Below are 22,173 nucleotides of genomic sequence, written 5' to 3' on the forward strand. Positions count from 1 at the left end.
GCATTAACTACTTTTATATCAGTGGCTTAATTTAATTTCATGTTGGTTGAAGAACAGATTTGGAAAAGATAATTTCATTTATGGATATTAAACCGAACCGTAAGTACTCATACACTTTTTTGCATGGTTAATAAAAATAATTAATAAAAAGGAACAGTGTATGCCAGTCTGCCAACTTACCGCTGAGCAAGCGGCCACCTGGGTACAAGATGGACAGTCTCTGATGTTGGGCGGCTTTATTGGTTCTGTGGTGCCGGAGTCTATTGTTCGAGCAATCGGAGAGCGCTTTTCCCAGACAGGTGTACCTCAGGATCTGACGTTGATTTTTGCGGCAGGACAGGGCGATGGGAAAGGTCGTGCGGCTAATCATTTAGCTCAGCACGGGTTGGTGAAGCGGGTAATCGGTGGCCACTGGGGGCTGGTTCCTGAGTTGCAAAAAATGGCGCTCGATAATGAAATTGAGGCTTATAACTTGCCGCAAGGGGTGATCTCCCATCTATTGCGTGATACTGCTGCTGGTAAGCCTGGCACCTTGACTACTACCGGCCTAGATACTTTTGTTGATCCTCGGTTGGAAGGTGGAAAAATAAATGCGATCACCAAGGATGACCTCGTTCGTATTCATGAGCTGGACGGTCAGGAGTATCTATTTTATTCAAGGCTGCCAGTTGATGTGGCAATTCTACGCGGAACGACCGCTGATGAAGACGGCAACATCACTATGGAAGATGAATGCTTAATCGTCGAGAATCTGGCTGCTGCTCAGGCAGCTCGAAATCAGGGAGGCCGAGTGATTGTCCAAGTGAGGCGCATTGTACCCTCAGGAACACTTGATCCCCACAGTATTAAAATTCCGGGAATTTTTGTTGATGCTATCGTATTGTGCCAAGACGAAACTGAACATATGCAAACCTTCGCGACGCGTTTTTCCCCAGAGTTTGTCGGGCGTCGATCTTCGGCAATAGCCCACATTGCGAAGTCGTACGCCAAAGAGAAAACCGCTGCAGTACTCGATGCCAAAACCCTGATCGCTCGTCGGGCCGTAATGGAGTTAGAATCTGGGGCAATATTGAACTTGGGTATAGGGGTGCCAGAATATATTGCAACAGTCGCAGGGCAGGCTGGCATACTCGATAGTTTAACCTTGACGATTGAGCCTGGTGCAATCGGCGGATTGCCGGCCAGTGGACTAAATTTTGGTGCTAGCTTCCTTCCCGAAGCTATTATTACCCAAGATCAGATGTTCGATTTCTATGACGGTGGTGGTATCGACCAAGCTTTCTTGGGTTTGGCACAGTGCTCGCGCCAAGGTGATATCAATGTCTCGCGTTTTGGCAATAAACTCCCGGGGTGCGGCGGTTTTATCAATATTAGCCAGCATACTAAATCACTCTTTTTTTGCGGCACCTTCACTGCGAATGGGCTCGAGGTTGCCGTCACCGACGGTCAGGTCGATATACGATCTGAAGGGAGATTGAAAAAATTTGTCACGAAGGTTGAACAAATTACCTTTTCTGCCTCAAGAGCAATCGCGACACAACAGCCTGTACGTTATATCACTGAACGGGCAGTGTTCCGTCTTGATGAGAAGGGATTGATACTGGAAGAGATTGCTCCGGGCATCAACCTAGAGCGTGACATTCTGGCTCAGATGGCATTTCACCCTATTATTGACCCTGATCTTAAATTAATGCCCGCGTGTGTTTTTTCTCCTGATTTTTCGCTGAATAGTGATTAGGTGTGGGAGTGAAATACTGTGAGGCAGATTACAAGAAACTGACTTTCCGGTTGGTGGAATTTTCCTTACCAAGCATCATAAATGGCAAACTTATGATCAACAGGGAAAGGTTATGTCATTGCCAACAGCCGGAATAAATCCCCGTCAGCAACAACTGAATAAGATCGCATTTTTTTGTTCTGTTATCCAGAATGGTTCGTTTCGGGAAGCCGCTGAAGAGTGGGGGATTTCTGCAGCCGCAGCTAGCCGGTGGATCAAAGAGCTGGAAACCCTGATGGCAGTAGAGTTGATAAAACGTAGTACTCGTCAATTGGTTCCTACTGATGCTGGTGAGTTGCTCTACCAGCGATTTTCTACCTTGCTGCCGGAAATCGATACTATCTGCTCTGAGGTGGAAAGTATGGCTGATGAGCAGCGAGGGGTGATCACTATCTCTTCCACTCCGCTATTTGCGTCCTACTACCTGCGTGAGATTATCGCGGAATATATGGAAATGCATCCGAAGGTAAACTTCCGACTGTTTATCGAGGCCGGTGAAACCGATCCCTTGTATGTGGATTTTATCATTCGTGCCAAAGCGACCAATAGGGAAACGGAAGAAAAGGATTCATTGCTAATCCGCCGTCCGCTTCTGAGTGAGCCGCTGTATGCCTGTGCAGCACCTAGTTATCTAGCCCGCTGCGGCACGCCGGTAGAACCGGAGGAATTGGGCGATCACCGATGTTTGTATGCGAGCTCTCTTGTTGGTGGGAATCGCTGGTATTTCTGTCTTGATGGTGTGAACCGAGCGGTAACAATTAGCGATGCGCTGGAGTGTGATAACAGTGAGATTTTGCGGGATCTGGCAATCCGTGGGGCGGGAGTCGCTTATTTACCTTATTCAGTAATCCGCGGTGCGCTGGCCGATGGACGACTCAAAGTGTTTCTTACTGATTTTGTTGCCAGCCGATTTGATATCAATCTCTATTTTCGCCCTCGTCATCCGATGTCGGTTCGTTGCAAGACTTTTAAGGACTACATGTTACGCCGTACTAAAGAAATCGTGGGGTAGCTTTTGTAGCTACACGTCTGTCCGGTTACAATAATAAGAAAGAAAAACGTCAAAAACCGGACTTCGACGATGATTATTGACCATGATTCTAAATTTAATGTTGATGATATAGATACGCAGATTATTGGCATCGCCGCCGATGTCGGTCGTCACGATTCAGGTATGCACCAACATCAAAAAGCACAACTTTTGTATGCTCCAGCGGGCTGTATGACAATTACGTTAGATAATAAGCAGTGTGTATTACCGCCAACGAGAGCCGCTTGGATTCCTGCGGGTACTGTTCATTGTGCTCAAATGCGTAACGTTGTCGCGTATCGTTCAGTGTATTTTGATGTCGCGACCTTTCCAGCATTGCCAAGTAAAATGAAAATTATTGGGGTTAATACATTGCTACAGGCGCTTATCGAAAGAATGGCTATGTGGGAGTGGGATATGCCAGCTCAGCTGCAAAATAATATTTCTGCGTTATTTATTGAAGAGTTAGCGGCAGCGCCAGAGCAATCATTACAATTAGTATTGCCGACAGATGGGCGATTGATTCTGTGGTTAGATTCATTGCAATCGGGTAGTAAAAACCCTCAACAGTTGAACCAAATGGCACACGAGATAGGTGCTAGCGAGAAAACAATTACCCGTATCTTTACCAAGCAAACAGGTATGTCTTATCAAGCGTGGCGACAGCAATGGCGTCTACATGGTGCAATAGAGCAATTAGCGGAAGGTAAGAGTGTGTCTGATGTGGCTTTTGCGTTGGATTTTTCGAGTGACAGTGCTTTTATCAGCTTTTTTAAACAACACTTAGGTGACACGCCAAGCCAGTTCATGCGATCGAAAATAGAATAAGGTATTCATTGAGTGCGTGGCCTATTAATAATCATTTTTTGATAAACAGCTAAAAATATTTCCCCGGTGTTTCGCCAAACTGTTTTCCAAACGCAGCAACAAAAGCAGATAAAGATTCATATCCGCACTCCATAGCGACTTGGGTAACGGGCATCGCTTGTTCTAATAAATTTAATGCAGAAAGTAGCCGTAAGCGTTGTCGCCATTGTTGAAAGGTTAAACCTGTTTCTTGTTTGAATAACCGGCTGACGCTACGCCCAGATAACCCCACTTTATGACCAATCTGATCAATATTAATCTGTTCACCAGTGTGAACTTGTAGGTAATCAAAAATAGCCAATAAACGCTTATCACTTGGCATCGGTAATTGTGTTTGTGCTTGGGGTAAATCATCAAGTGTATCTAATAGTACATTTGCGAGACGATTTTCTTTTCCATTAAGTTTGTACTCACTATCAAAACAGCCAAAGCGTAGTATGAGTTCTTTCGCCAAAGAACTGACTTCACAAACACATGCGTTGTGCCAACATAAATTTATTAAACTACCCGTTCGTATATATAAACTGCGCATTTGAGCAGCACCGCTTGAAATAACTTGGTGCTCAACCCCTTCAGGCACCCAAATGGCGTATTGCGGTGGTGCAACAAAACGACCCGCGTGAGTATGTACAACAAGCACGCCTTTTATTGCGTAAGACCATTGCCCCCATGCATGCGAATGCCACAGTGTTTGCGTTCCTGAGTGATCCCAGTTTTCACTGCGAGCATACACAGGACGTGGTAACTGTGTTAAAGCAGGAATAGAGCGATATTGTCTTTTATTCGACATTTACTAGCAACTTATCGATAGCGAGAAATAATGATATTAGTATCCTACTTATAGAAAGTCATCACTATCGAAAGGATATAATATGGGATCTGCCTGTATTCAATACATAAAAAAAGAATGGTTCTTAATGGGAATGTTAGCCGCAATTGCATTGGCTGCTATCTTACCGTCATTAGGGCAATCGGGCGGTTTATTGCATCTCGATACCATTACAGGTTTAGGTATCGCTTTAATCTTCTTTTTGCACGGTGTTGGCTTATCGCCACAAGCGATCAAACAAGGTATTAGCAATTGGCGTTTGCATATCTTTGTACAAAGCGCGACGTTTATTGTGTACCCCTTATTATGGTTGTTATTCGGTCCTGCTTTTCAAGCTGTTATGCCATCGGCATTGGCTTTTGGTTTTTGCTACTTGTTTGTCTTGCCGAGTACAATTTCTTCATCTGTCGCAATGACCAGTGTTGCCAAAGGAAACGTGCCAGCTGCGATATTCAATGCATCGTTATCGAGTTTGCTAGGCGTGTTAATAACGCCGTTTCTCATTCAACTATTCATGGGGATGGAAGGGGTTAAACTCGATATTCTCGATACTGTATTATCCATTTCAAAATTGCTGTTATTACCTATGGTTGTAGGGCAGCTTTGTCGACCTATTGCATTAAAAGTGCTGGAAAAAAGAAAAACAATTATTAATAAAATTGATAAATGGGTTATTTTACTGATTGTCTATAATGCCTTCAGTGATTCTGTTGCTGATGGTATTTGGCATAATTTTGAATGGCAAACATTGGGCGTTGCGTTAATCGCTGCCACGTTGGTTTTATTGCTGATGGTTCACAGTATTACATGGGCTGCTCGCCGTGCTGGTTTTAGCCGTGAAGATGAGATAACCGCTGTTTTTTGTGGCACCAAGAAAACACTGGCAGCTGGGGTGCCAATGGCGAAAGTGATATTCGGTGCAAACCCAATGTTAGGTATGATCTTGTTACCGATTATGTTTTATCACCAGATTCAAATATTTTATTGCGCAATACTGGCCAATCGTTATGCCAAGGAAGCAGAGTTGATGACTGAAAATGAGTGATCGAGCTATCTACATTTATCTTTATGATGATTGATAAAAGTCGTATAGATATGTTAAAAAATGCCAGTCAATGTTGAATTGACTGGCATAGTATTAAAGGGACCACTGCTTTATAATAAGAGGTACGGGCGCTTTAATGATTAAAGTGACAACATGCCTTCCCAAGCAATTTGACGGTAACGATCAGCGTTGGTATCGCCTTCAGTACTGAAAATCATCACAACAGCATCTTGATCAAGCCCGATGCTCTGCGCAATTTTTTGTCCTTCAGGATGGTTAGCCAACAAGTACAGTAAACCCATAGTAATAGCACCAGATTCACCACTGGTGATAGCTTGATCACCCTTTAAAGGGTTGCCTAAAATACGCATGCCTGTTGCTGCAACGTTGTCGTCAACAGAAACAAAGAGATCACTACAATCACGTAGAATTGGCCAGGTCACTGGATTTGGTTCACCACATGCTAGACCAGCCATGATTGAATTTAGATCGCCTGATACATTAACCATATTGCCGTCTTCACTGGTTCCAGAGCGGAAAATACAATCAGCTACAGCAGGTTCAGCAATGATGGCTTTGAAATTATCAGCACCTAGTCTGTCAGCTAAATAGCCCAGAATACCGCCAGCCATTGCACCTACACCAGCTTGAAGAAGCACATGTGTTGGTTGACCTTCAGGCATTTCAGCTGCTTGATCAATGGCTTCATCTGCCATTGTCATGTAACCCTGTGAGATCCACGTTGGAATTTTATCGTAACCTTCCCAAGCGGTATCTTGCACTAGCATCCAGCTATTTTCTTGGGCTGTTTTATTGGCCAATCGTACTGTGTCATCGTAGTTTACATCGGTGATGATGCATTCAGCACCTAGCCCACGTATACGCTCTGCACTGACTAGTGAAGACCCTTTTGGCATATAAACAACCGCTTTCTGACCCATCTCTCGAGCAGCCCAAGCAACACCTGTACCGTGATTACCAGCGGTTGCTGTTGTAAAAACTAGCGGCTTGTCTAATTTTGAAGAGACTGTTTTTAAATCAATTTCAGCAATATCAATATTAAGGTATTCAGCTAACAAACGGCCTAGCGCGTATGAGCCACCAAGTACCTTAAAAGCATTTAGCCCAAAGCGGTGAGATTCATCTTTCACTAAGATTGATTTTACACCTAGCTTTTCAGCTAATAATGGTAATGAAACCAAAGGTGTAGGTTTATAGCCTTCTATTTGGCCATGAAACGCACGAGCTTGTTTAGCAATGTCTTTATTAAAGATTGGCGATGTTTGGCCAGTATAAAAACTGTTTTTAGATACGTTAAGCATGATGTTTACTCAGAAAGAAAGGTCGAGAAAATAAGGCTACATAAGCAGCCTTGTGGTTAATTATTTAATAAAAGCAATTGCTTCTACTTCTACCAAGGCATCTTTAGGTAAACGCGCCGCTTCAACACATGAACGTGCTGGCGCAACGTCTGTTCCGAATACTTCAGTGTACACTTCGTTGAAAGCGACAAAGTTTTCCATATCAGAAAGGAAACATGTTGTTTTCAGTACTGTATCTAAACCAGCGCCACTTTCTTCAAGTACGGCTTTTAAGTTTGCAAGAGATTGACGTGCTTGCTCTTTAATACCACCTTCAACAAATGCCATGGTGCTTGGATCTAGCGGTAACTGACCAGATGTAAATACCATATCTTTAAAAGCTAAACCTTGTGAGTAAGGGCCAATTGCTGCAGGTGCAAGATCTGTATGGATTTTTGTTTTCATTATCTTCTCTTTATCTTTCAGTCGATTATTACGCTTTAAATTCGCGAATATATTTATAAATGGCATGACGAGTGATTCCAAGATGCTCGGAAACCATCGCTGTTGCCTCTTTTAATTCAAAGATGCCGTTTTCAAGCAATAATTTAGTAATTGCTTTGTTTCGGCCCTTTAGGTTGATCGATGCATCCCCGTCAATTTCGAGTACAGCATGATTAATTGCTTGCTCTATTACATCTGTTGCCGATGAACTGAAATTCTCGCTAACGCCGACATGTGAATGCGCCATATCAGGCATGAGTGTTTTAATTATTTCTGGAAAAGGATGGGACAAGTTCATGTTGATACAGAACAAGCCAATCGGTTTGCCATTTTCACCAGCCAATACGCAAGTTGTTGATTTCAATAAAGAGCCATCTTTACTGTTGGTGAAGTAACTCTTTGGCGTCACTTCGCCTGTTTTTTCGATCAGGCTGAGCATTTTTAATCCCAAATCCGTGATCGGTGAGCCAACTTTACGACCAGTATGGTGTCCATTCACTATCTTGACGACTGACTTCTCAAAACTTTCGAACGAGTGGATTACCACTTCACAGTGAGGACCAATGAAGTCAGCAATCGTGTCGGCAAGCCTAAAATAAGTTACCAGGAACTCTCGATCTTTGTCGGTAAACTCTGCATTAAACGCTGAATATGCTACTGGTTTCATTTTGGTTCACTATAGTTAACTAATTCTGTTAACTATAGTGGTCTTCATAAGCCCAAAAGACAAGTTCAAAATCAATTTTGTGTAACTATAAAACTATAAAATGCGATGTCAGGCAACTCTAAAGTTCACTAAATATAACTAAAATTGATTTTAATCACAAGTTTATTCAAATTAGGTACCCTTTAGGTCACTAAAGTTAACTGCGCGACTTGGGTCACATTATTTAACTGAATAGTCAGTAACATGCAGCTCCCTAACGTAAACAATATTGAACTGTGTAGCGGTTAATCGTTCACTTTTGTGCACTGCAACTAGTTGCTATACGACCATTACAATAAGGAAGAGGTTGCAATGACTAACTATTTACAACGTGGTTTTGAACAGTCTGAGTTTGAACATAGAACAGCACGTGCACAGAAAGTTATGCACGAAATGAATTTGGACGCGATGATTTTCACTACTGAACCTAATGTGCGTTATTTCACCGGTTTTCACACTCAGTTCTGGCACAGCCCGACTCGTCCTTGGTTTGTTATTGTGCCAGCAGAAGGTAAGCCAATTGCGGTTATTCCTGAAATTGGTGCAAGTGGTATGGCGGGAACCTGGATTGAAAACATCATTACTTGGCCATCGCCTCGCCCTGAAGATGATGGCATCAGCTTAGTGGCGAGTGCATTGAATTCATTGCCATGTCGCCATGGTCGAGTGGGTGCAACATTGGGTATTGAATCCCACTTACGTATGCCTGTTAACAATTACTTGAAGTTAACCACCATGGTTAAAAAAGAGTTTGTTGATGTATCACTGGCAATGCATGAGTTACGTCAAATTAAATCTCAAGCAGAAATTGAGAAGACGCGTGAAATTTGTCGAATTACTAATCTTGGTTTTAACAAGGTTCCTGACTACGCCCGTTCAGGTATGACTGAACGTGAAATTTGTAAGCAGTTCCGTATCGACATGCTGTTAGACGGTGCTGATGAATGTCCGTATATCATTGCGGGTTCTGGCCCTGATGGTTACGACAGCATCATTATGGGACCGACAGATCGCATTATTGAAGAGGGTGATGTGCTGATCATTGATACCGGTGCAGTACGTGACGGATATTTCTCTGATTTTGACCGTAATTGGGCATTTGGTCATGCAAGTGAACAAACTAAAGCTGCATACCGTGCGACTTATGAGGCAACCACGAAAGGCTTTGAAGCTGCACGTCCAGGTGCCACAACTACCGACATCTATAACGCGATGTGGGGAGTATTAGAGTCGAACGGCGCACTTGGCAATGACGTTGGTCGACTAGGTCATGGTCTAGGTATGGAGTTAACAGAGCGCCCATCAAATACGGCTACCGATAACACAGTATTGAAGCCTGGCATGGTAATGACCCTTGAGCCTGGCATGGTATATGCGCCAGGTAAATCAATGGTTCACGAAGAGAACATCGTGATCACTGAGAACGGAGCGGAATGGCTAAGTGAGCGTGCTGAGCCTGAATTAATCGTAATTAAGTAATAAAAATTTTGCCCAAGACCCTGTGCCATGTTGAGGGAATTCGACATGGCAACATATAACTATAAGAAAGATCATAATCATGCAAACGATTGAAGAGTTCAAAAAATTTGAAACCCCCCTTGCCCATACACAAGCTTCACGTATTAATCGCACCCACATCGGGTTAGTTCAACTGAGTACAGATCACTCCCTAGAAATGGACTGGGCAAAATTGCTTGGTACGCAGGCTGGTGTATTCAGTTCTCGTGTTTATTACAGTAGTGAAATGACCCCAGAAGCGTTAGATCAGATCGCAGTCGGTATTAGCGAAGCCTCTGATTTAATTGCAACAGGTTTGCCGATGGATGTAATGGCATTTGGATGTACTTCTGCTTCTATCATCATTGGTGAAGAAAAAGTCGCGAATTTGTTGACTAAAAACCGCGGTGATATTCCAGCGACGAACCCTTGGACTGCCGCTCAAGCAGCATTCAAATATTTGGGTGCAAAGAAAATTGCGGTTTTCTCTCCTTATACAACAGAAGTTAACCTTCCTCTCTATCAACAACTAACCAACGCTGGTTTTGATGTTGTTGTTCTTGGCTCGCTGGGTATTGAAAAAGATACCGATATTACCACTGTTGCGAAAGAGTCGATGTTTCAATCTCTGGATCAAATTTTACCTGAATCTGGTGCTGACTTGGTCTTCATGTCTTGTACCAATTTACGTGTACTTGATCATATCCAAGAAATTGAAGAGAAATTTGATATCCCTGTTGTGTGCAGTAATTCAGCCATGTTCTGGCATGCCATGCACCTCACTGGAAAGTCTCCACAATGTCCAGGCTACGGACGTTTATTGAATCAATAATTGATGACAGGAAAGGATTAGATCATGACAAATACAATGAAAGGTTGGATCGCGGCGATATTTATCGGTTCACTTTGGGGTATTCCGTGGATTGTTGGTACGCCAATTTTGGAAGTAATGGATCCACAAGTATTGGTGTGGGCACGTTATACCGTTGCCTTTATTACTTTAGGGATCGTATTTAATGTCGGTTTGGCAACTGGAAAGCTGAAGAAAAAACAAGATTTTAAACTGACGTGGGCTAATCGCCATGATGTGTTTTGGGCTGCGGCTTGCGGCATTATTGGGCAGGGAGCGTTCAGTTTCTTCTCATTTTTATCGCTGGATTATATTACAGCCTCAGAGAATGGCGTTATCCAAGGATTAATCCCTATTCTTATCTTGAGTGTCGGCTTCTTTCGTCATAATGCGCGCTTTAATATGATGCAAATGGTTGCTGCACTGGGTGCATTTGCGGGTGTTGCGATTCTAGTGATGGATCCAAACTCAGAAACTAATGGCTTTAATATTGGTCACCTAATTTGTTTGGCAAGTGCTGCTAGCTTTGCATGTACGGCTTATGCTCGTGCAGAATTAGCTGAAAAGTATGGCTCTGTTGCCACTATGTTCCACCAGTTCGTTTTTGCCTCTATTGGTTTTGGTTTTTACTTAATGTTCTCTGGCGCAGACTTCTCGTCAGCACTGGGTATTTTCAGTTCACCATTACGTATTCTATGTATCGTTATTCTGGGTGTGGGTATTTCTGGTACGAGTTATCTTGTTTACATTTACGCGATGGAGCGTGTAGGTGTTGATGGCACAGGTATGGCTCTGAACCTAATGCCACTGTCTTCGTTTGTATTAGCAGTCTTTGCACTAGGTGAAGCCGTAACACCTATGCGTCTGCTTGCGATTGGTGTCGTTATTGCTTCTATGGTGTTGTTCATGAAGTTTGGACGTGAAAAAGCATCTGAACAAGAGACAGTATTAAAACCTGTAACAGATTCTCAGTAATTCACTATTAGGCAGTACGTAACAGTGCTGCCAATTCAATCCTATTTGATTAACGTATCGACTGGAAAGATCATGAATATAACAAAGAAAGATGCACTGTGCGGATGGATTGCAGCCATTGCTGTAGCTATTATTTGGGGCGTTACGGGAGTTGTTTCGAAGCCGCTGTCTATGGCCGTTGATCCTATGACCCTTGTTTTCTTCCGTTATGTCACTGCTGTAATTGGTTTAACGATTATTTATAGCTTTACGTCTCGTAGTGAAAGTCTCAGTAAAGACCTTGGTAAGTCTCTAAAAATTGAAAAGAAAGATTACCTAAGAATTGCATTATGTGGAATCGTTGGCCAAGGGGTGTTTTCACTCTTTAATTTTCTCTCTTTATCCCATATTGGTGCCACAGAGAATGGTGTGATTCAAGGTATGCAGCCATTTGCCACTGTCTTTTTTGGCATGATGTTCATGAATTTTAGAATGAACAAGGTTCAGTGGGGAGCATTTATTGCATCAGCTGTTTGTATTTATGCAATGAGTGTTGGACCAACTAATAGTATAGAAGGTGGTACACCTCTACTTGGCTATGTTTATGTAACTTGTTCAATGTTAGCACTTGCATGGACGGCTCACCTGCGTGCAAGTCTTGCAGATAAGTATGGTTCTGTTGTGTCAATGCTGTATCAATATATATCAGTTGCAGCGTTGGGTATTGTAATGGTCTTTGTACTGGATTTAGACTTATCACAAATTAATATTATTTTATCTAGCCCATTACTAATTGGTTTACTTATTTTCCTTGGCACAGGTATTTCTGGGGGGAGCTACCTAGTTCAGCTTTACTCATTTAAACGTATTGGTGTAGAGAAAGCCACAATGGCACTAAACCTAATGCCGTTAGTCGGGTACTTAGTTGCTGTTATGACACTTGGCGAGGAAATGGTACTGGGTAAAACAATTGTTGTGTCACTAATTGTTGTTGCACTGTACGTATTTACTAAGTTTGAAACAAAAGAAACTGACGAAAAAGCCTTAAAACCTCAAGAAGCTTAATTGATAGATGCGCAGTGGTAATGTACCACTGCGCAGATTTTGTTGGAGAATATAAATGACCATTGAACAGAAAGTTATCGACTGGCGTCGTCACTTACATAAGCATCCTGAATTTGGTACTGAAGAGTATAAAACATCAGAATTTGTTGCCAACAAACTAGAAGAGTTTGGGCTTGACGTTCATCGCGGTATTGGTGGTACTGGTGTTGTAGGGATTCTAAGGTGTGGCAATAGCAATCGCTCTATTGGTCTACGCGCTGATATGGATGCATTGCGCATTTGCGAGGCTAATACATTCTCTCATGCATCTATTCATGATGGCGCAATGCATGCCTGCGGTCATGACGGTCATACCGCGATGCTTCTTGGGGCCGCACACGAGTTATCAAAAAATAGAAACTTTGATGGCACAGTCTACTTTATTTTTCAGCCGGATGAAGAGCGTGGTACTGGTGCAAAAGCAATGATCAAGGATGGCCTATTCACGCGTTGGAATATGGATGCAATTTATGCCATGCATAACTTGCCTGGTATTCCAGAAGGGCAATTTTTAACGCGACCTAGTTCGTTAATGGCCAGCGAAAGCAGCTTTGAAATTGATGTTATTGCAACGGGTGGTCATGCGGCTATGCCACATATGGGTACCGATCCGATAGTTGTCGGTGCGCAGATTGTTACCGCAATGCAGACGATTATATCGCGTAATCTGAGCGCGATTAATGAAACTGCAGTTCTTTCAGTGACTGAGTTTGCCACTAACGGCACTGTGAACGTTATTCCATCTCAGGTGAAGATTACGGGTGATACTCGTAGTTTTACTGATGAAGCATTAGGCAAGATTGAAAAAGCGATTGAGCGTATTGTTGCTGGTCAATGTATGTCGGCAGGTGTGGATTATAAGTACCATTTCAATAATAGCTTCCTTTCTACCATTAATACCCCAGAAGAGACAGCACGCGCTATTAAAGCCGCAGAGAAGGTAGTCGGTGCTGAAAACGTGAATGGTAGTTGTGAACCCTTCACTATCAGTGAAGACTTCTCTTTCATGCTTCGTGAAGTGAAAGGTTGTTATATTTTGGTTGGTAATGGGCAGGGGGAATGTGGTGGTACGGCACTGCATAATCCACTGTATGATTTTAATGACAATATTTTAATGAAAGGTGTGAATTATTGGCAGGCGCTTGTAGAAGGTCAGCTTAATAAAGGCTAGAACACACACTATATAATAATTGCTCCGTATTATGATAACAGAGGCTTGTAATGTTCAGGCTTCTGTTAGCCTTTATTGTGTTTAGAGTATTCCCACCTGTGGATATAACTTGCATTGATTTATATTTATCCCTAACGACTAATAGTAAAAATATAGCAAGCTAATGCCGATAGCTTATCGATACTTATAGTCTTAAGAAAAAGGAGTTTGTTATGACTGCGCTAAAAAAAGGATTGTTTCCTATTTTATTCAGCTTAAAGTCTTTTTTTTATCTATCTTATCCAATGTTGCAACTTCTGTGTTCTCTAGGTATAGGAATCGGTCTTTTACTTAGTGTTTCATCATCAGATGTAAAAGAAAGCAGCAACATTATTACCGTAGTGTTCATATTCTTTAGCCTGTCATTGGTATTGTTTAAACAGCATTATCGGGAAATATTAATATGGTCAGATTTGCGAAGTAATAATGTTATCTATTTGCATTGATTCATTACTGGTATTAAGGCGCCACTTTTTACAACATCATCAGCCATATCACGCCGATTTCTTGCTTGATTAGTCGTACTTGCTTATGCCGAGACGGGGAGCTCAGGGCAGAGAGAGCATCAACATTAATTACATTGTTCAGGATGAATAGTATGTTTTCTCGTCTTCATGGGAATTTCATCGCGATTATTGCGTTTGTGATCTGGGGGGGATTACCTTTATATTTTCAGTTTCTTCCTCTGGCTGATACTAATGAATTACTTGCGATGAGGATTATCTTCTCGGTACCATTAATGTTGCTGGTTTTGAAATGCTTTAAAATATCAAATTTAACTTTTTCTATGGCGATAAAATATAAAAAAGCATTATGCCTTTGCTTTCTAGCCGGATTATTTAATTGTATATCGCTTTATACGTTTACATGGGCAATAACGCATGAACAGGTATTAGCAGCAAGTTTAGGATATTTTATTAATCCACTATTCTCTGTTGCACTAGGTATGGTTTTTTTTAAAGATAAGCTATCTTTGGCTCAACAAATAGCCGTTGTTCTGGCAGTCTTCGGTATAGGATATCAAGTGTATGGATATGGTGAGCTACCATGGGTTTCATTAGTTATGGGCTGTTCATTTGCGTTGTATGGCCTAACAAAAAAGTTTATTCAGTTTGATTCGTTAACATCAATGTCGATTGAGGTAACGTTGTTAATGCCGTTCGCATTAGGTTATATGTTATTGAGCTTTTTAAGCCAGACGTCGACTGTATTTTCTAGTGATTTCTCGACGGCTGTTTTATATGCAGGAGCAGCACCAATTACTTTGGTTCCTCTGGTATTATTTGCTGTTGCTGTTAAGAAAACGACACTGACTATGATTGGTTTAACCCAATATATCGAGCCTAGTTTACAGTTTTTACTCGCAATTTTTGTGTTTCATGAAGTATTGGATCAGGTGAAGCTGGTGAGTTTTAGCTTTATCTGGCTTGGCTTATTATTATGTACTTTAGAGGCATTAATACTATCTAAACGCGTATTTCACCGCGCTTAAATGATAATTGCATAGTACTCGCTCAATATATCGTTACTTGTTGGTCATGAATATTTTCTAATGCTTGAATCCGGCGGTATTGGTCGGATTCAAATGTAAGTTCACGCAGTGTTTGTATAGCTAGCCGTTTGTCGTCTTGGTTATTGTTTGTATTGAGCAATATCTGTTCTCGTTTTATTAAGTATTCATCAATTTGTTGTTTGAAGCTTTCTCTCTTTTGATCTAAATTTGTGAGTCGCATTGCTGCTTCACTACCCACTAGCTCTTCTCTTATCAGGAACTGGCTTTGTGCATCCATATCTTTGGTTAATTCTAATCGGTTGAGCAGGCTAGCATTGCGATAGCTTTCTTGTAAGTTGGGGGGTAACTGGTTTAATTCATCTTGCCAAAGTTGTTGGTAGTCTACGGGTGATTGCGCTTGGTGTTTGAGTTCTTGTTGCTTTAAAGCAAGTTCTCGTAGTTGGTTTTCTTCCCCAAATAAAGCCTGTTGCTGTTCGGGAGTGAAAAATTGTCGTTGTATCTCCAATAATTGCTGATGTATTGCTGAAAGCTGAGAATTTACTGAGATTTCACCATTACTCGTCGTACGTTCTAAGGTAAATAATGCCGCTTTATAGTCGATATATTGTTGAAATAGTGCCTCATCGATTTTGACTGTGTAGTTTTGCTGTTCATTAAATTCGGCAAAATTCTTCTTTAGGGCCTCAATGTCTTTTTCACCTAAACCAGAGAGAAAATACTCGAACGTATCTCGGTTAGAATCAATATCAACATTGGTATCATTTTGCGATGCGGTTTTGATTGCTGACGGTGCTGGCATCGATGTTGTTAACAAAGGTTCTGCCTTATCAGTATTAAACAGGTGCAAGTTGAATATGACCGCACCAAAAATACAGGTAGCAAAAACGATAGATATTTTAAGCGCGGTCTTTTTCATGATTACAATCCTTGTAGCTGTAAGCGGTTTGCGTGCTGGCGATAAAGGGTTTTAGGATCCGTTTCAAATAAATGATGAATACCGAGTAAACCGTTAATTTCATCAAGATGATTCATTTTATAATCATCGCGAATAACCTTCCCAAGATGCGAGCTGCATTGACCGACTAAGCCATCATTCGGCTCATCGAATGCGAAGCCTAAAATTAACATCGCAGGATCAATAGGGTCGAGTACGTTGGTATAGTTTGAAGTGCCCGTCCATGAGTAATAATACACACCGTTATCGGCAACCCAATCACCGTCGCCACAGTCTGAAGTGGGGATCCCTTCCGGGTATTTTTGGTTAAATGCTAAAGAACCTGCTGTGGTTAAGGCTTCAAGTGATGCGAGTGGATCTTGGGGGAGATCACTGCCACCAGAAAGTAACCCAATGAGTGTAGTTAACCCTCCTGCCAATTTAACCGCAATATCTTCTGGTAATGAGCCTTCAGGAATGGTTCCTCGCATGATGTCGGCAACAGTTGAACCTTTATTGACTCCGCCAATACTGGTTACTGAAGCGACATATTGAGGGGCGACGGATGCGACATAACGTGCAGTTGGTCCGCCATGGCTATGCCCAATAAGATTCACTTTTTCAGCACCTGTTACAGCAAGTACTTCTTCAACTTGTAAAAGTAGTTGTTCACCACGTAGCTCTGAACTATTAGTGGCAGATATTTGGGCAACATAAACTTTAGCACCACTTTTACTGAGTTCTTGAGGGATACCGTAAAAGTAATCAAACCCTGCAAGTGAATCAAAACCAAATAACCCGTGCACTAAAATAATGGGGTATTGGGTCTCTGTGTAGCCTTTTTGGGTTGCATTATTTGCACTGGTTGATGCTTGGCATGTGACTGCTGCTAAGCAAAGGGTGAGTAGAACAATTAATTGTTTCATTTATTCTTCCTTGTCAGACCTCCGATGAGTATTTGATGATAGTTAATGAAAATATTCTTTCCGGGAATAATTTATAAACTGTGATCTTGTGTTAAAAACAAATCATTCTCGTGGTGAATATAATGATTATGTGGTGATTATCAATTACATCTATTATTCATTGCTTTAGGTGATTATATATATCTGTATATATGAAAGGTCATCAAGGCTTATTATTCATTAGTACAGTGAATATGGTTGAGGGGATAACGCTATTAAATCGGGTACTGAAAAAAACATTGTACATTGGTATGGTATAACATAACAATATTGGGTAAAGTACGCCCCGTCAAAATCAATAAGGAGCACAAACTGTGGATTCAAGTAGTTGTTGTATAAATACTAATTTAAAATCACTCTGACAGTCTCTCCATTGAGCTGCCTCCAGAGTGAGGCGGTGTAAAGTTCTCTTCAAAGCACTTCTACCTGCCCGGTCAACAGACCATCTTTGTTTTTAACAAGGCTACATCATGCAATCAAGTAAACAGGAACCCCCTAGTCGGCGGTTTACACTTTCTCGCACCTGATGATCTGAAGACAACTACGTCTTCAGGTCTGGAGACGTATTATGGAATTAATTCAAAAAAATGTAATTGAACAAAAAAATAAGATCAATGAAGGCATCGAGATGCTTCGAAAAGTTGAAGAAAATGGAAAAGTGCTATCAGAAGCTGAAGTAACAGAAGATATTCATAAAGGCGCTTCCATCGATACACTGAGTGTCAGCATTAAAGATGCATCGATCAGTATGCTCTACAAGAAACGCGTATTTTGGTTAGTGCTGCTTGTGTTTGGAAACCTATTTTCGGGTGCTGGTATTGCTTATTTTGAAGATATTATTACCTCCTATATCGCACTTGTTTTCTTCTTACCATTATTGATCGATAGTGGTGGAAATGCGGGCTCTCAATCATCGACACTCATGGTTCGCGCTTTGGCAGTGGGCGATGTCGCGCCAAAAGATTGGGCAAAAATGCTTGGACGGGAAGTATTTGTTGCGCTTGCTCTTGGTTTAAGTATGGCTGTAGCGGTCTTTTTTTTAGGGGCATACCGTGGCGGTTATGAGATTGCAATGGTTGTTGCATTAAGCATGATCGTTATTGTTCTGATTGGCAGCTTAATTGGTACTGTTCTTCCTTTCGGTTTACATAAAATGAAGTTAGACCCTGCTTCTGCGAGTGCCCCAATGATTACTTCTATCGCAGATATTACAGGCGTTATGATCTATTTTGCTATCGCTTCATCCTTACTTGATATTGGTGGCTAACCCGCTATATCTACTGTTTGAACCTCCGAGCGTTTCTATTAGTAATAATTGATGGTCGGAGGTTTTTCACGTTAAGGTAGGCAACATTTTACGCTATATTTCTCATGGTGGGTTTCATAACAGTTTTCATATATTGCTTTGGGGTAATACCAAACTGTTGGTGAAAACGTTGACCGAAGCGTGATTCTGATTGATAACCACAACGTAGTGCTAGTTCAAGTTGAGTATACGAATATTGCTGCATTAAGCTGAGCCCATGCAACATTCGTACTTCAGCTAACACGTCGCGAAATAGCGCATCTTCCTTGGCTAAATGGCGAGTTAACGTCGCTTTACTGGTCGCAAAGTGCTTACAGGTTGTTTCGATAGAATGATGATCCGCAGGGTTGGTGGATAAGTACCGACTGACTTTTTCTCGCATCGATAAAGTAGAAGCGGGGAAAAGTAAATGCAATGCGCCTATTTCCAGTAACTGTTGATAAAAACCATTTAAATAATGTTGTTGTACCTCAATACTTAGCTTTTGTTTCACAATGGCTATCAATTGCGAGAAGACAAAATCAAGGGCGGTATCCGTCGCAATTAAGGGTCGCTCAATATGCTGTAAGTTATGGTTGTACTTGTGGTTATGATTATCAATCGCACTCATTATCCCCTCAGAAGGTGGTGATAAAAATGAAATCTGGACGGAATTAAATTGCGCCTGATGTGGTTCATTAACAAAAGTGAGTTGTTGATTAGCGGGAATAACTAACCAGTTTTTCTTATTAAATGTTAACGCATCATCATGCCATTTCAATATTTTTCGACCAGACTGAACGGCAATAATACTTGGGGTGTAGATCGGCACATTTCGTAATGGCTGTGGTTTTGTTGCATGGTAGGTATTGACCCGAATTAGTGCTTTCAACTGACACCCCAAGTGATTTAATTAACGAACATACGTTGCGGTTAATATTGCTTTATCTATTGCCATACTATTGAGTGTAAACCCTACAACGGCAGGTGAAATATCTGCAGGCAAATCGATTTTCTCTTGTGGTAATGCCCACACTGTAAACTGGTAGCGGTGCATACCATTACCCACAGGTGGACACACACCACCAAAGCCAGGTTTACCATAATCTGTTCGTGTTTCTAAGCCTTGCGTTAATTTACCTGATGCACCTTGTGGCAGGTTGTTTGTTGTTGCTGGAATATTTAATACTGTCCAGTGCCACCATCCGCTGCCTGTTGGTGCGTCTGGGTCAAAAGCGGTAATCGCGAAACTTTTTGTGCCTTTGGGTGCATCTGCCCAAGATAGCTGTGGCGATTGATTTCCACCATCACATCCCATACCTGAGTATTCGAATGTTTTTGCCATCAATTGTCCTTCATGAATATCCTGGCTTGTTATTTCAAGTGCTTGGCTATTGAATGAAACGGCAGTCGCCAACACAGATAATAAGTAAATATATTTCATTAGATAATTCCTAAGTTCAACAAGATAGTGGAATCATCTTAGTGCTTTACTCATGAATAAAATTAACACTAAGTGTCATATTAACTTTGAAAATACATAAAAGTGAGTCTTAAGGTGACTTTTAGGGCGAAGGTAGAAAACAGAGAACAAGGGCTGATAAGGGAAGGTAGATGAGGTTGCTGTTATTGAGATATAAAACTAGGTATAAAAATGGGGGCAATATATACCCCCCTTTTATCAAATGTCAGAGCATGAATCGAACTGATTATTCGTTAGTATCGTCGCTTGCGTTGTCTTCAGTGCTGTTGCTTGCACTTGGAGCCACGTCAGTTTTTTTAACGCGAATTTTATTACCAGCAACTTTTAGACCGTTAAGAGCTTGCATTGCAGCTTTTGCTTCGCCAATTTTTGGCATTTCAACAAATGCAAAACCCTTTGAAGCGCCAGTCTCTTTATCCATGACCAATGAGCAAGATTGCACTTTACCGTGAGTCTCAAACATTGCCTGAAGTTCAGCTTCAGTTGTGATGCGATCAAGGTTGCGAATTAATAGTTTCATGGGTGCGCCGTGTAGTTATAAGTTAATAATTTTTATTTCGTGAGGATTGTCGCAGATATTTGAGAGTAAACCAAGAAAAGGACGCATGCGAAAGGCATTGTAATCATTTCCTCAATGCTAAATACGGCATTCCACTATTCGCGGTGTCACTATCGGGCTAGATTGCCAGTGCGATCCACAGTAATAAAGGCAATGTAATGATGGCGAAAAAATTGCCAAATAACACCATTGATGCCACATTTTCAGGTTCGATATTAAAGCGTTCTGCAAACAAAAAGTTCATTACTGCAGGCGGTAGCATAGTGAATAACACCATCATTTGCAGTTGTTGATGTGGTAAGGGTAAAAAGAAATAAATAACAGCAAAACTAATGGCACCAGTGGTTAAGCTAAATAGGGTAGTCATTAAGCCTACCCGTATACCTGACTTATGTAGGTTGACCATTTGTGCGCCCAACGACAGCAGCATGACAGGTATCGATGCTTGACCGAGTAAATGCGTGGCTTCGTATAAGGGCTGCCATATCGGTATATTCAATAAATTAAAAGTTAATGCTGCCAGCGTCGCCAGAAAAAGAGGTGTTTTAAAAAGTTGTTTGAGCGAGAGTGATTCTTTATTACTCAGTAACGCCATGCCTAGAGTGATGTGTAGGGTGGTTGCAACTACAAACAATAATACCGCCGCCCCCATTGCCGATTCACCAAAGGTATAGCTAAACAGTGGAATGGCAAGGTTGCCGCTGTTTCGAAACATTTGCGGTGGTGCCCACGCTTTGAAAGACAACTTATTTATGCGGGTGAGTGGGATCATTAGTAACCCCGGCAATAATACTGCGCATGCAGCCGCGACCAATAGCCATAACTGGGTGGTATCGGGTTTCATCATCACTAAAGATGAAAAGATCAAAGCAGGACAAAACACATCCATATTAATCCGGTTAATCGGTTTGAAATCGGGTTTGAGTAATTTTGCGATGGCATAACCCACAAGTACAATTGCAAAAACCGGAAAGAGTATGCCAATAACTTTTTCTAACACGTTAACATCCTTGTGATATGACTCATCTTGCCTGATAGCGATAAACATCCAGTATGTTACGTACTGAACGTTTAAGTACTAATCACTTTATTTTGTCGTACAAATTCATATCATGCAAGGAAGAGAGGGGCTGGTTTCGAGTAATTATCTTATTTATCAAAAAGCCGCTTCTCTGCGTGCACCAAAGAAACGGCTAGGTGTTTGTAAACGGGGCTATTTAGATGTTAATGGTGCTGCTCTTGTGTTTTTTCAGGTTTCATTTCCATCTGATATGTTGCTTTTTCAACGGCAACTTCAATCGTGATTTTTCCCGCGTTTTTAAAATGCAGTGTTAGTGGGAAGCGATCGCCTAGTTTTGGCACCTTAGTAAGGTTAAAAAACATGATGTGGTTGGCACCAGGTTTTAGTGCCGTACCATCATTCGCTGGGATCTCAATATTTTTAACTTCACGCATTTTCATCATGCCGTCTTCATGAATATGAGCATGTAATTCTACTTTGCCAGCAATTGGGGATTCAGCACTGATCAATACATCATTTTCGCCGCCATGATTCGTTATATTGAAAAAAGCTGCAGCAACCGATGAATTGGGTGGTACTGCTTTTGACCAAGGGTGGTCAATTTGCAAGTCGCCCGCTTTGTAATCGTGCGCATTTGCAAAGCTTGATAGAAATAGTGCGCTACTAAATAGCAGGGTGATGAATGTATTTTTTTTCATAACTTTCTCCATGTTCCACCTCGTTGTGCTTGTTTTCAAAC

The 22,173-nt window shown here is 41.5% G+C and carries 22 protein-coding genes; 11 read left to right on the plus strand and 11 right to left on the minus strand.

Features of this window, described 5'->3' with window-relative positions; all coding sequences use genetic code 11:
* Nucleotides 1-160: 160 nt before the first annotated feature.
* The 3 genes from C9J48_RS08520 to C9J48_RS08530 all read left to right on the plus strand — a co-directional run bounded on the left by C9J48_RS08520 (nt 161) and on the right by C9J48_RS08530 (nt 3,635).
* Nucleotides 161-1,738, plus strand: a complete 1,578-nt coding sequence (locus tag C9J48_RS08520) for an acyl CoA:acetate/3-ketoacid CoA transferase (protein WP_006228630.1) — start codon at nt 161-163, stop codon at nt 1,736-1,738.
* A 112-nt stretch (nt 1,739-1,850) separates the two neighbouring features.
* Nucleotides 1,851-2,789, plus strand: a complete 939-nt coding sequence (locus C9J48_RS08525) for a LysR family transcriptional regulator (RefSeq protein ID WP_006228629.1) — start codon at nt 1,851-1,853, stop codon at nt 2,787-2,789.
* A gap of 69 nt (nt 2,790-2,858) precedes the next feature.
* Entirely contained in the window at nt 2,859-3,635 is a 777-nt protein-coding gene (locus C9J48_RS08530) for an AraC family transcriptional regulator (protein ID WP_006228628.1), read from the plus strand.
* A 49-nt stretch (nt 3,636-3,684) separates the two neighbouring features.
* Here the strand turns inward: C9J48_RS08530 and C9J48_RS08535 are convergent, their stop codons facing one another.
* Nucleotides 3,685-4,464, minus strand: a complete 780-nt coding sequence (locus C9J48_RS08535) for an AraC family transcriptional regulator (protein ID WP_006228627.1) — start codon at nt 4,462-4,464, stop codon at nt 3,685-3,687.
* 82 nt (nt 4,465-4,546) lie between these two features.
* Between C9J48_RS08535 and C9J48_RS08540 the strand changes: the two genes are divergently transcribed.
* Entirely contained in the window at nt 4,547-5,548 is a 1,002-nt protein-coding gene (locus C9J48_RS08540) for a bile acid:sodium symporter family protein (RefSeq protein ID WP_006228626.1), read from the plus strand.
* A gap of 140 nt (nt 5,549-5,688) precedes the next feature.
* Here the strand turns inward: C9J48_RS08540 and dpaL are convergent, their stop codons facing one another.
* Genes dpaL through C9J48_RS08555 form a run of 3 tightly spaced genes read right to left on the minus strand, consistent with a single transcriptional unit; the run spans nt 5,689 to nt 8,020 of the window.
* Nucleotides 5,689-6,870: a diaminopropionate ammonia-lyase gene (gene dpaL / locus C9J48_RS08545; RefSeq protein WP_006228625.1), complete on the minus strand. Its 1,182-nt coding sequence runs from the start codon at nt 6,868-6,870 to the stop codon at nt 5,689-5,691.
* 60 nt (nt 6,871-6,930) lie between these two features.
* A complete protein-coding gene (locus C9J48_RS08550; RefSeq protein WP_006228624.1) occupies nt 6,931-7,314 on the minus strand; it encodes a RidA family protein in 384 nt (127 codons plus the stop codon).
* 28 nt (nt 7,315-7,342) lie between these two features.
* A complete protein-coding gene (locus tag C9J48_RS08555; RefSeq protein WP_006228623.1) occupies nt 7,343-8,020 on the minus strand; it encodes a helix-turn-helix transcriptional regulator in 678 nt (225 codons plus the stop codon).
* Nucleotides 8,021-8,371: 351 nt separating this feature from the next.
* Here C9J48_RS08555 and C9J48_RS08560 point away from each other — a divergent pair, with 351 nt between their 5' ends.
* The 6 genes from C9J48_RS08560 to rarD all read left to right on the plus strand — a co-directional run bounded on the left by C9J48_RS08560 (nt 8,372) and on the right by rarD (nt 15,166).
* A complete protein-coding gene (locus tag C9J48_RS08560) occupies nt 8,372-9,538 on the plus strand; it encodes a M24 family metallopeptidase (RefSeq protein ID WP_006228622.1) in 1,167 nt (388 codons plus the stop codon).
* Between the two features lie 79 nt (nt 9,539-9,617).
* Nucleotides 9,618-10,388 (plus strand): maleate cis-trans isomerase family protein, encoded by a 771-nt coding sequence (locus C9J48_RS08565; protein WP_006228621.1) that lies wholly within the window; start codon nt 9,618-9,620, stop codon nt 10,386-10,388.
* 24 nt (nt 10,389-10,412) lie between these two features.
* A complete protein-coding gene (locus C9J48_RS08570; RefSeq protein WP_006228620.1) occupies nt 10,413-11,381 on the plus strand; it encodes a DMT family transporter in 969 nt (322 codons plus the stop codon).
* A gap of 72 nt (nt 11,382-11,453) precedes the next feature.
* Complete coding sequence (locus tag C9J48_RS08575) at nt 11,454-12,425, plus strand: DMT family transporter (RefSeq protein WP_006228619.1); 972 nt, start codon at nt 11,454-11,456, stop codon at nt 12,423-12,425.
* Nucleotides 12,426-12,480: 55 nt separating this feature from the next.
* Entirely contained in the window at nt 12,481-13,635 is a 1,155-nt protein-coding gene (locus C9J48_RS08580; protein WP_006228618.1) for a M20 aminoacylase family protein, read from the plus strand.
* Between the two features lie 637 nt (nt 13,636-14,272).
* Nucleotides 14,273-15,166, plus strand: a complete 894-nt coding sequence (gene rarD, locus C9J48_RS08590) for an EamA family transporter RarD (protein WP_006228616.1) — start codon at nt 14,273-14,275, stop codon at nt 15,164-15,166.
* A gap of 22 nt (nt 15,167-15,188) precedes the next feature.
* On the opposite strand, the gene C9J48_RS08595 is transcribed toward rarD, so the two are convergent.
* Together C9J48_RS08595 and C9J48_RS08600 are read right to left on the minus strand one after the other, a co-directional pair.
* A complete protein-coding gene (locus C9J48_RS08595; RefSeq protein ID WP_006228615.1) occupies nt 15,189-16,103 on the minus strand; it encodes a lipase secretion chaperone in 915 nt (304 codons plus the stop codon).
* 2 nt (nt 16,104-16,105) lie between these two features.
* Entirely contained in the window at nt 16,106-17,047 is a 942-nt protein-coding gene (locus tag C9J48_RS08600; protein WP_006228614.1) for a lipase family alpha/beta hydrolase, read from the minus strand.
* 607 nt (nt 17,048-17,654) lie between these two features.
* Here C9J48_RS08600 and C9J48_RS08605 point away from each other — a divergent pair.
* Nucleotides 17,655-18,353 carry a magnesium transporter gene (locus C9J48_RS08605; protein WP_006228613.1) on the plus strand — a complete coding sequence of 233 codons (699 nt, stop codon included), beginning with the start codon at nt 17,655-17,657 and terminating at the stop codon, nt 18,351-18,353.
* 88 nt (nt 18,354-18,441) lie between these two features.
* Here C9J48_RS08605 and C9J48_RS08610 read toward each other — a convergent pair whose 3' ends face one another.
* From C9J48_RS08610 to C9J48_RS08630, 5 genes are all read right to left on the minus strand, one after another.
* Nucleotides 18,442-19,263, minus strand: a complete 822-nt coding sequence (locus C9J48_RS08610) for a helix-turn-helix transcriptional regulator (RefSeq protein WP_006228612.1) — start codon at nt 19,261-19,263, stop codon at nt 18,442-18,444.
* A gap of 21 nt (nt 19,264-19,284) precedes the next feature.
* On the minus strand, nt 19,285-19,815 hold the full coding sequence (locus C9J48_RS08615) for a YbhB/YbcL family Raf kinase inhibitor-like protein (protein ID WP_006228611.1): 531 nt from the start codon (nt 19,813-19,815) through the stop codon (nt 19,285-19,287).
* 265 nt (nt 19,816-20,080) lie between these two features.
* Complete coding sequence (locus C9J48_RS08620) at nt 20,081-20,374, minus strand: RNA recognition motif domain-containing protein (protein WP_006228610.1); 294 nt, start codon at nt 20,372-20,374, stop codon at nt 20,081-20,083.
* Between the two features lie 157 nt (nt 20,375-20,531).
* A complete protein-coding gene (locus C9J48_RS08625) occupies nt 20,532-21,413 on the minus strand; it encodes an AEC family transporter (RefSeq protein ID WP_006228609.1) in 882 nt (293 codons plus the stop codon).
* Between the two features lie 224 nt (nt 21,414-21,637).
* Nucleotides 21,638-22,132 carry a copper chaperone PCu(A)C gene (locus C9J48_RS08630; protein WP_036802449.1) on the minus strand — a complete coding sequence of 165 codons (495 nt, stop codon included), beginning with the start codon at nt 22,130-22,132 and terminating at the stop codon, nt 21,638-21,640.
* Nucleotides 22,133-22,173: the final 41 nt, after the last annotated feature.

Origin of the sequence: Photobacterium profundum, from assembly GCF_003026285.1 — a bacterium.
In the GTDB taxonomy this organism is placed as follows: domain Bacteria; phylum Pseudomonadota; class Gammaproteobacteria; order Enterobacterales; family Vibrionaceae; genus Photobacterium; species Photobacterium profundum.

Excerpts from the sequence above, each read along its gene's own strand:
- C9J48_RS08555 (WP_006228623.1), bottom strand. The coding sequence starts at position 8,020 with ATGAAACCAGTAGCATATTCAGCGTTTAATGCAGAGTTTACCGACAAA.
- C9J48_RS08605 (WP_006228613.1), top strand. The coding sequence starts at position 17,655 with ATGGAATTAATTCAAAAAAATGTAATTGAACAAAAAAATAAGATCAAT.
- C9J48_RS08565 (WP_006228621.1), top strand. The coding sequence starts at position 9,618 with ATGCAAACGATTGAAGAGTTCAAAAAATTTGAAACCCCCCTTGCCCAT.
- C9J48_RS08580 (WP_006228618.1), top strand. The coding sequence starts at position 12,481 with ATGACCATTGAACAGAAAGTTATCGACTGGCGTCGTCACTTACATAAG.
- C9J48_RS08575 (WP_006228619.1), top strand. The coding sequence starts at position 11,454 with ATGAATATAACAAAGAAAGATGCACTGTGCGGATGGATTGCAGCCATT.
- C9J48_RS08535 (WP_006228627.1), bottom strand. The coding sequence starts at position 4,464 with ATGTCGAATAAAAGACAATATCGCTCTATTCCTGCTTTAACACAGTTA.
- C9J48_RS08600 (WP_006228614.1), bottom strand. The coding sequence starts at position 17,047 with ATGAAACAATTAATTGTTCTACTCACCCTTTGCTTAGCAGCAGTCACA.
- C9J48_RS08550 (WP_006228624.1), bottom strand. The coding sequence starts at position 7,314 with ATGAAAACAAAAATCCATACAGATCTTGCACCTGCAGCAATTGGCCCT.
- C9J48_RS08530 (WP_006228628.1), top strand. The coding sequence starts at position 2,859 with ATGATTATTGACCATGATTCTAAATTTAATGTTGATGATATAGATACG.
- C9J48_RS08630 (WP_036802449.1), bottom strand. The coding sequence starts at position 22,132 with ATGAAAAAAAATACATTCATCACCCTGCTATTTAGTAGCGCACTATTT.
- C9J48_RS08615 (WP_006228611.1), bottom strand. The coding sequence starts at position 19,815 with ATGAAATATATTTACTTATTATCTGTGTTGGCGACTGCCGTTTCATTC.
- C9J48_RS08525 (WP_006228629.1), top strand. The coding sequence starts at position 1,851 with ATGTCATTGCCAACAGCCGGAATAAATCCCCGTCAGCAACAACTGAAT.
- C9J48_RS08540 (WP_006228626.1), top strand. The coding sequence starts at position 4,547 with ATGGGATCTGCCTGTATTCAATACATAAAAAAAGAATGGTTCTTAATG.
- C9J48_RS08520 (WP_006228630.1), top strand. The coding sequence starts at position 161 with ATGCCAGTCTGCCAACTTACCGCTGAGCAAGCGGCCACCTGGGTACAA.
- C9J48_RS08560 (WP_006228622.1), top strand. The coding sequence starts at position 8,372 with ATGACTAACTATTTACAACGTGGTTTTGAACAGTCTGAGTTTGAACAT.
- C9J48_RS08570 (WP_006228620.1), top strand. The coding sequence starts at position 10,413 with ATGACAAATACAATGAAAGGTTGGATCGCGGCGATATTTATCGGTTCA.
- dpaL (WP_006228625.1), bottom strand. The coding sequence starts at position 6,870 with ATGCTTAACGTATCTAAAAACAGTTTTTATACTGGCCAAACATCGCCA.
- C9J48_RS08595 (WP_006228615.1), bottom strand. The coding sequence starts at position 16,103 with ATGAAAAAGACCGCGCTTAAAATATCTATCGTTTTTGCTACCTGTATT.
- rarD (WP_006228616.1), top strand. The coding sequence starts at position 14,273 with ATGTTTTCTCGTCTTCATGGGAATTTCATCGCGATTATTGCGTTTGTG.
- C9J48_RS08620 (WP_006228610.1), bottom strand. The coding sequence starts at position 20,374 with ATGAAACTATTAATTCGCAACCTTGATCGCATCACAACTGAAGCTGAA.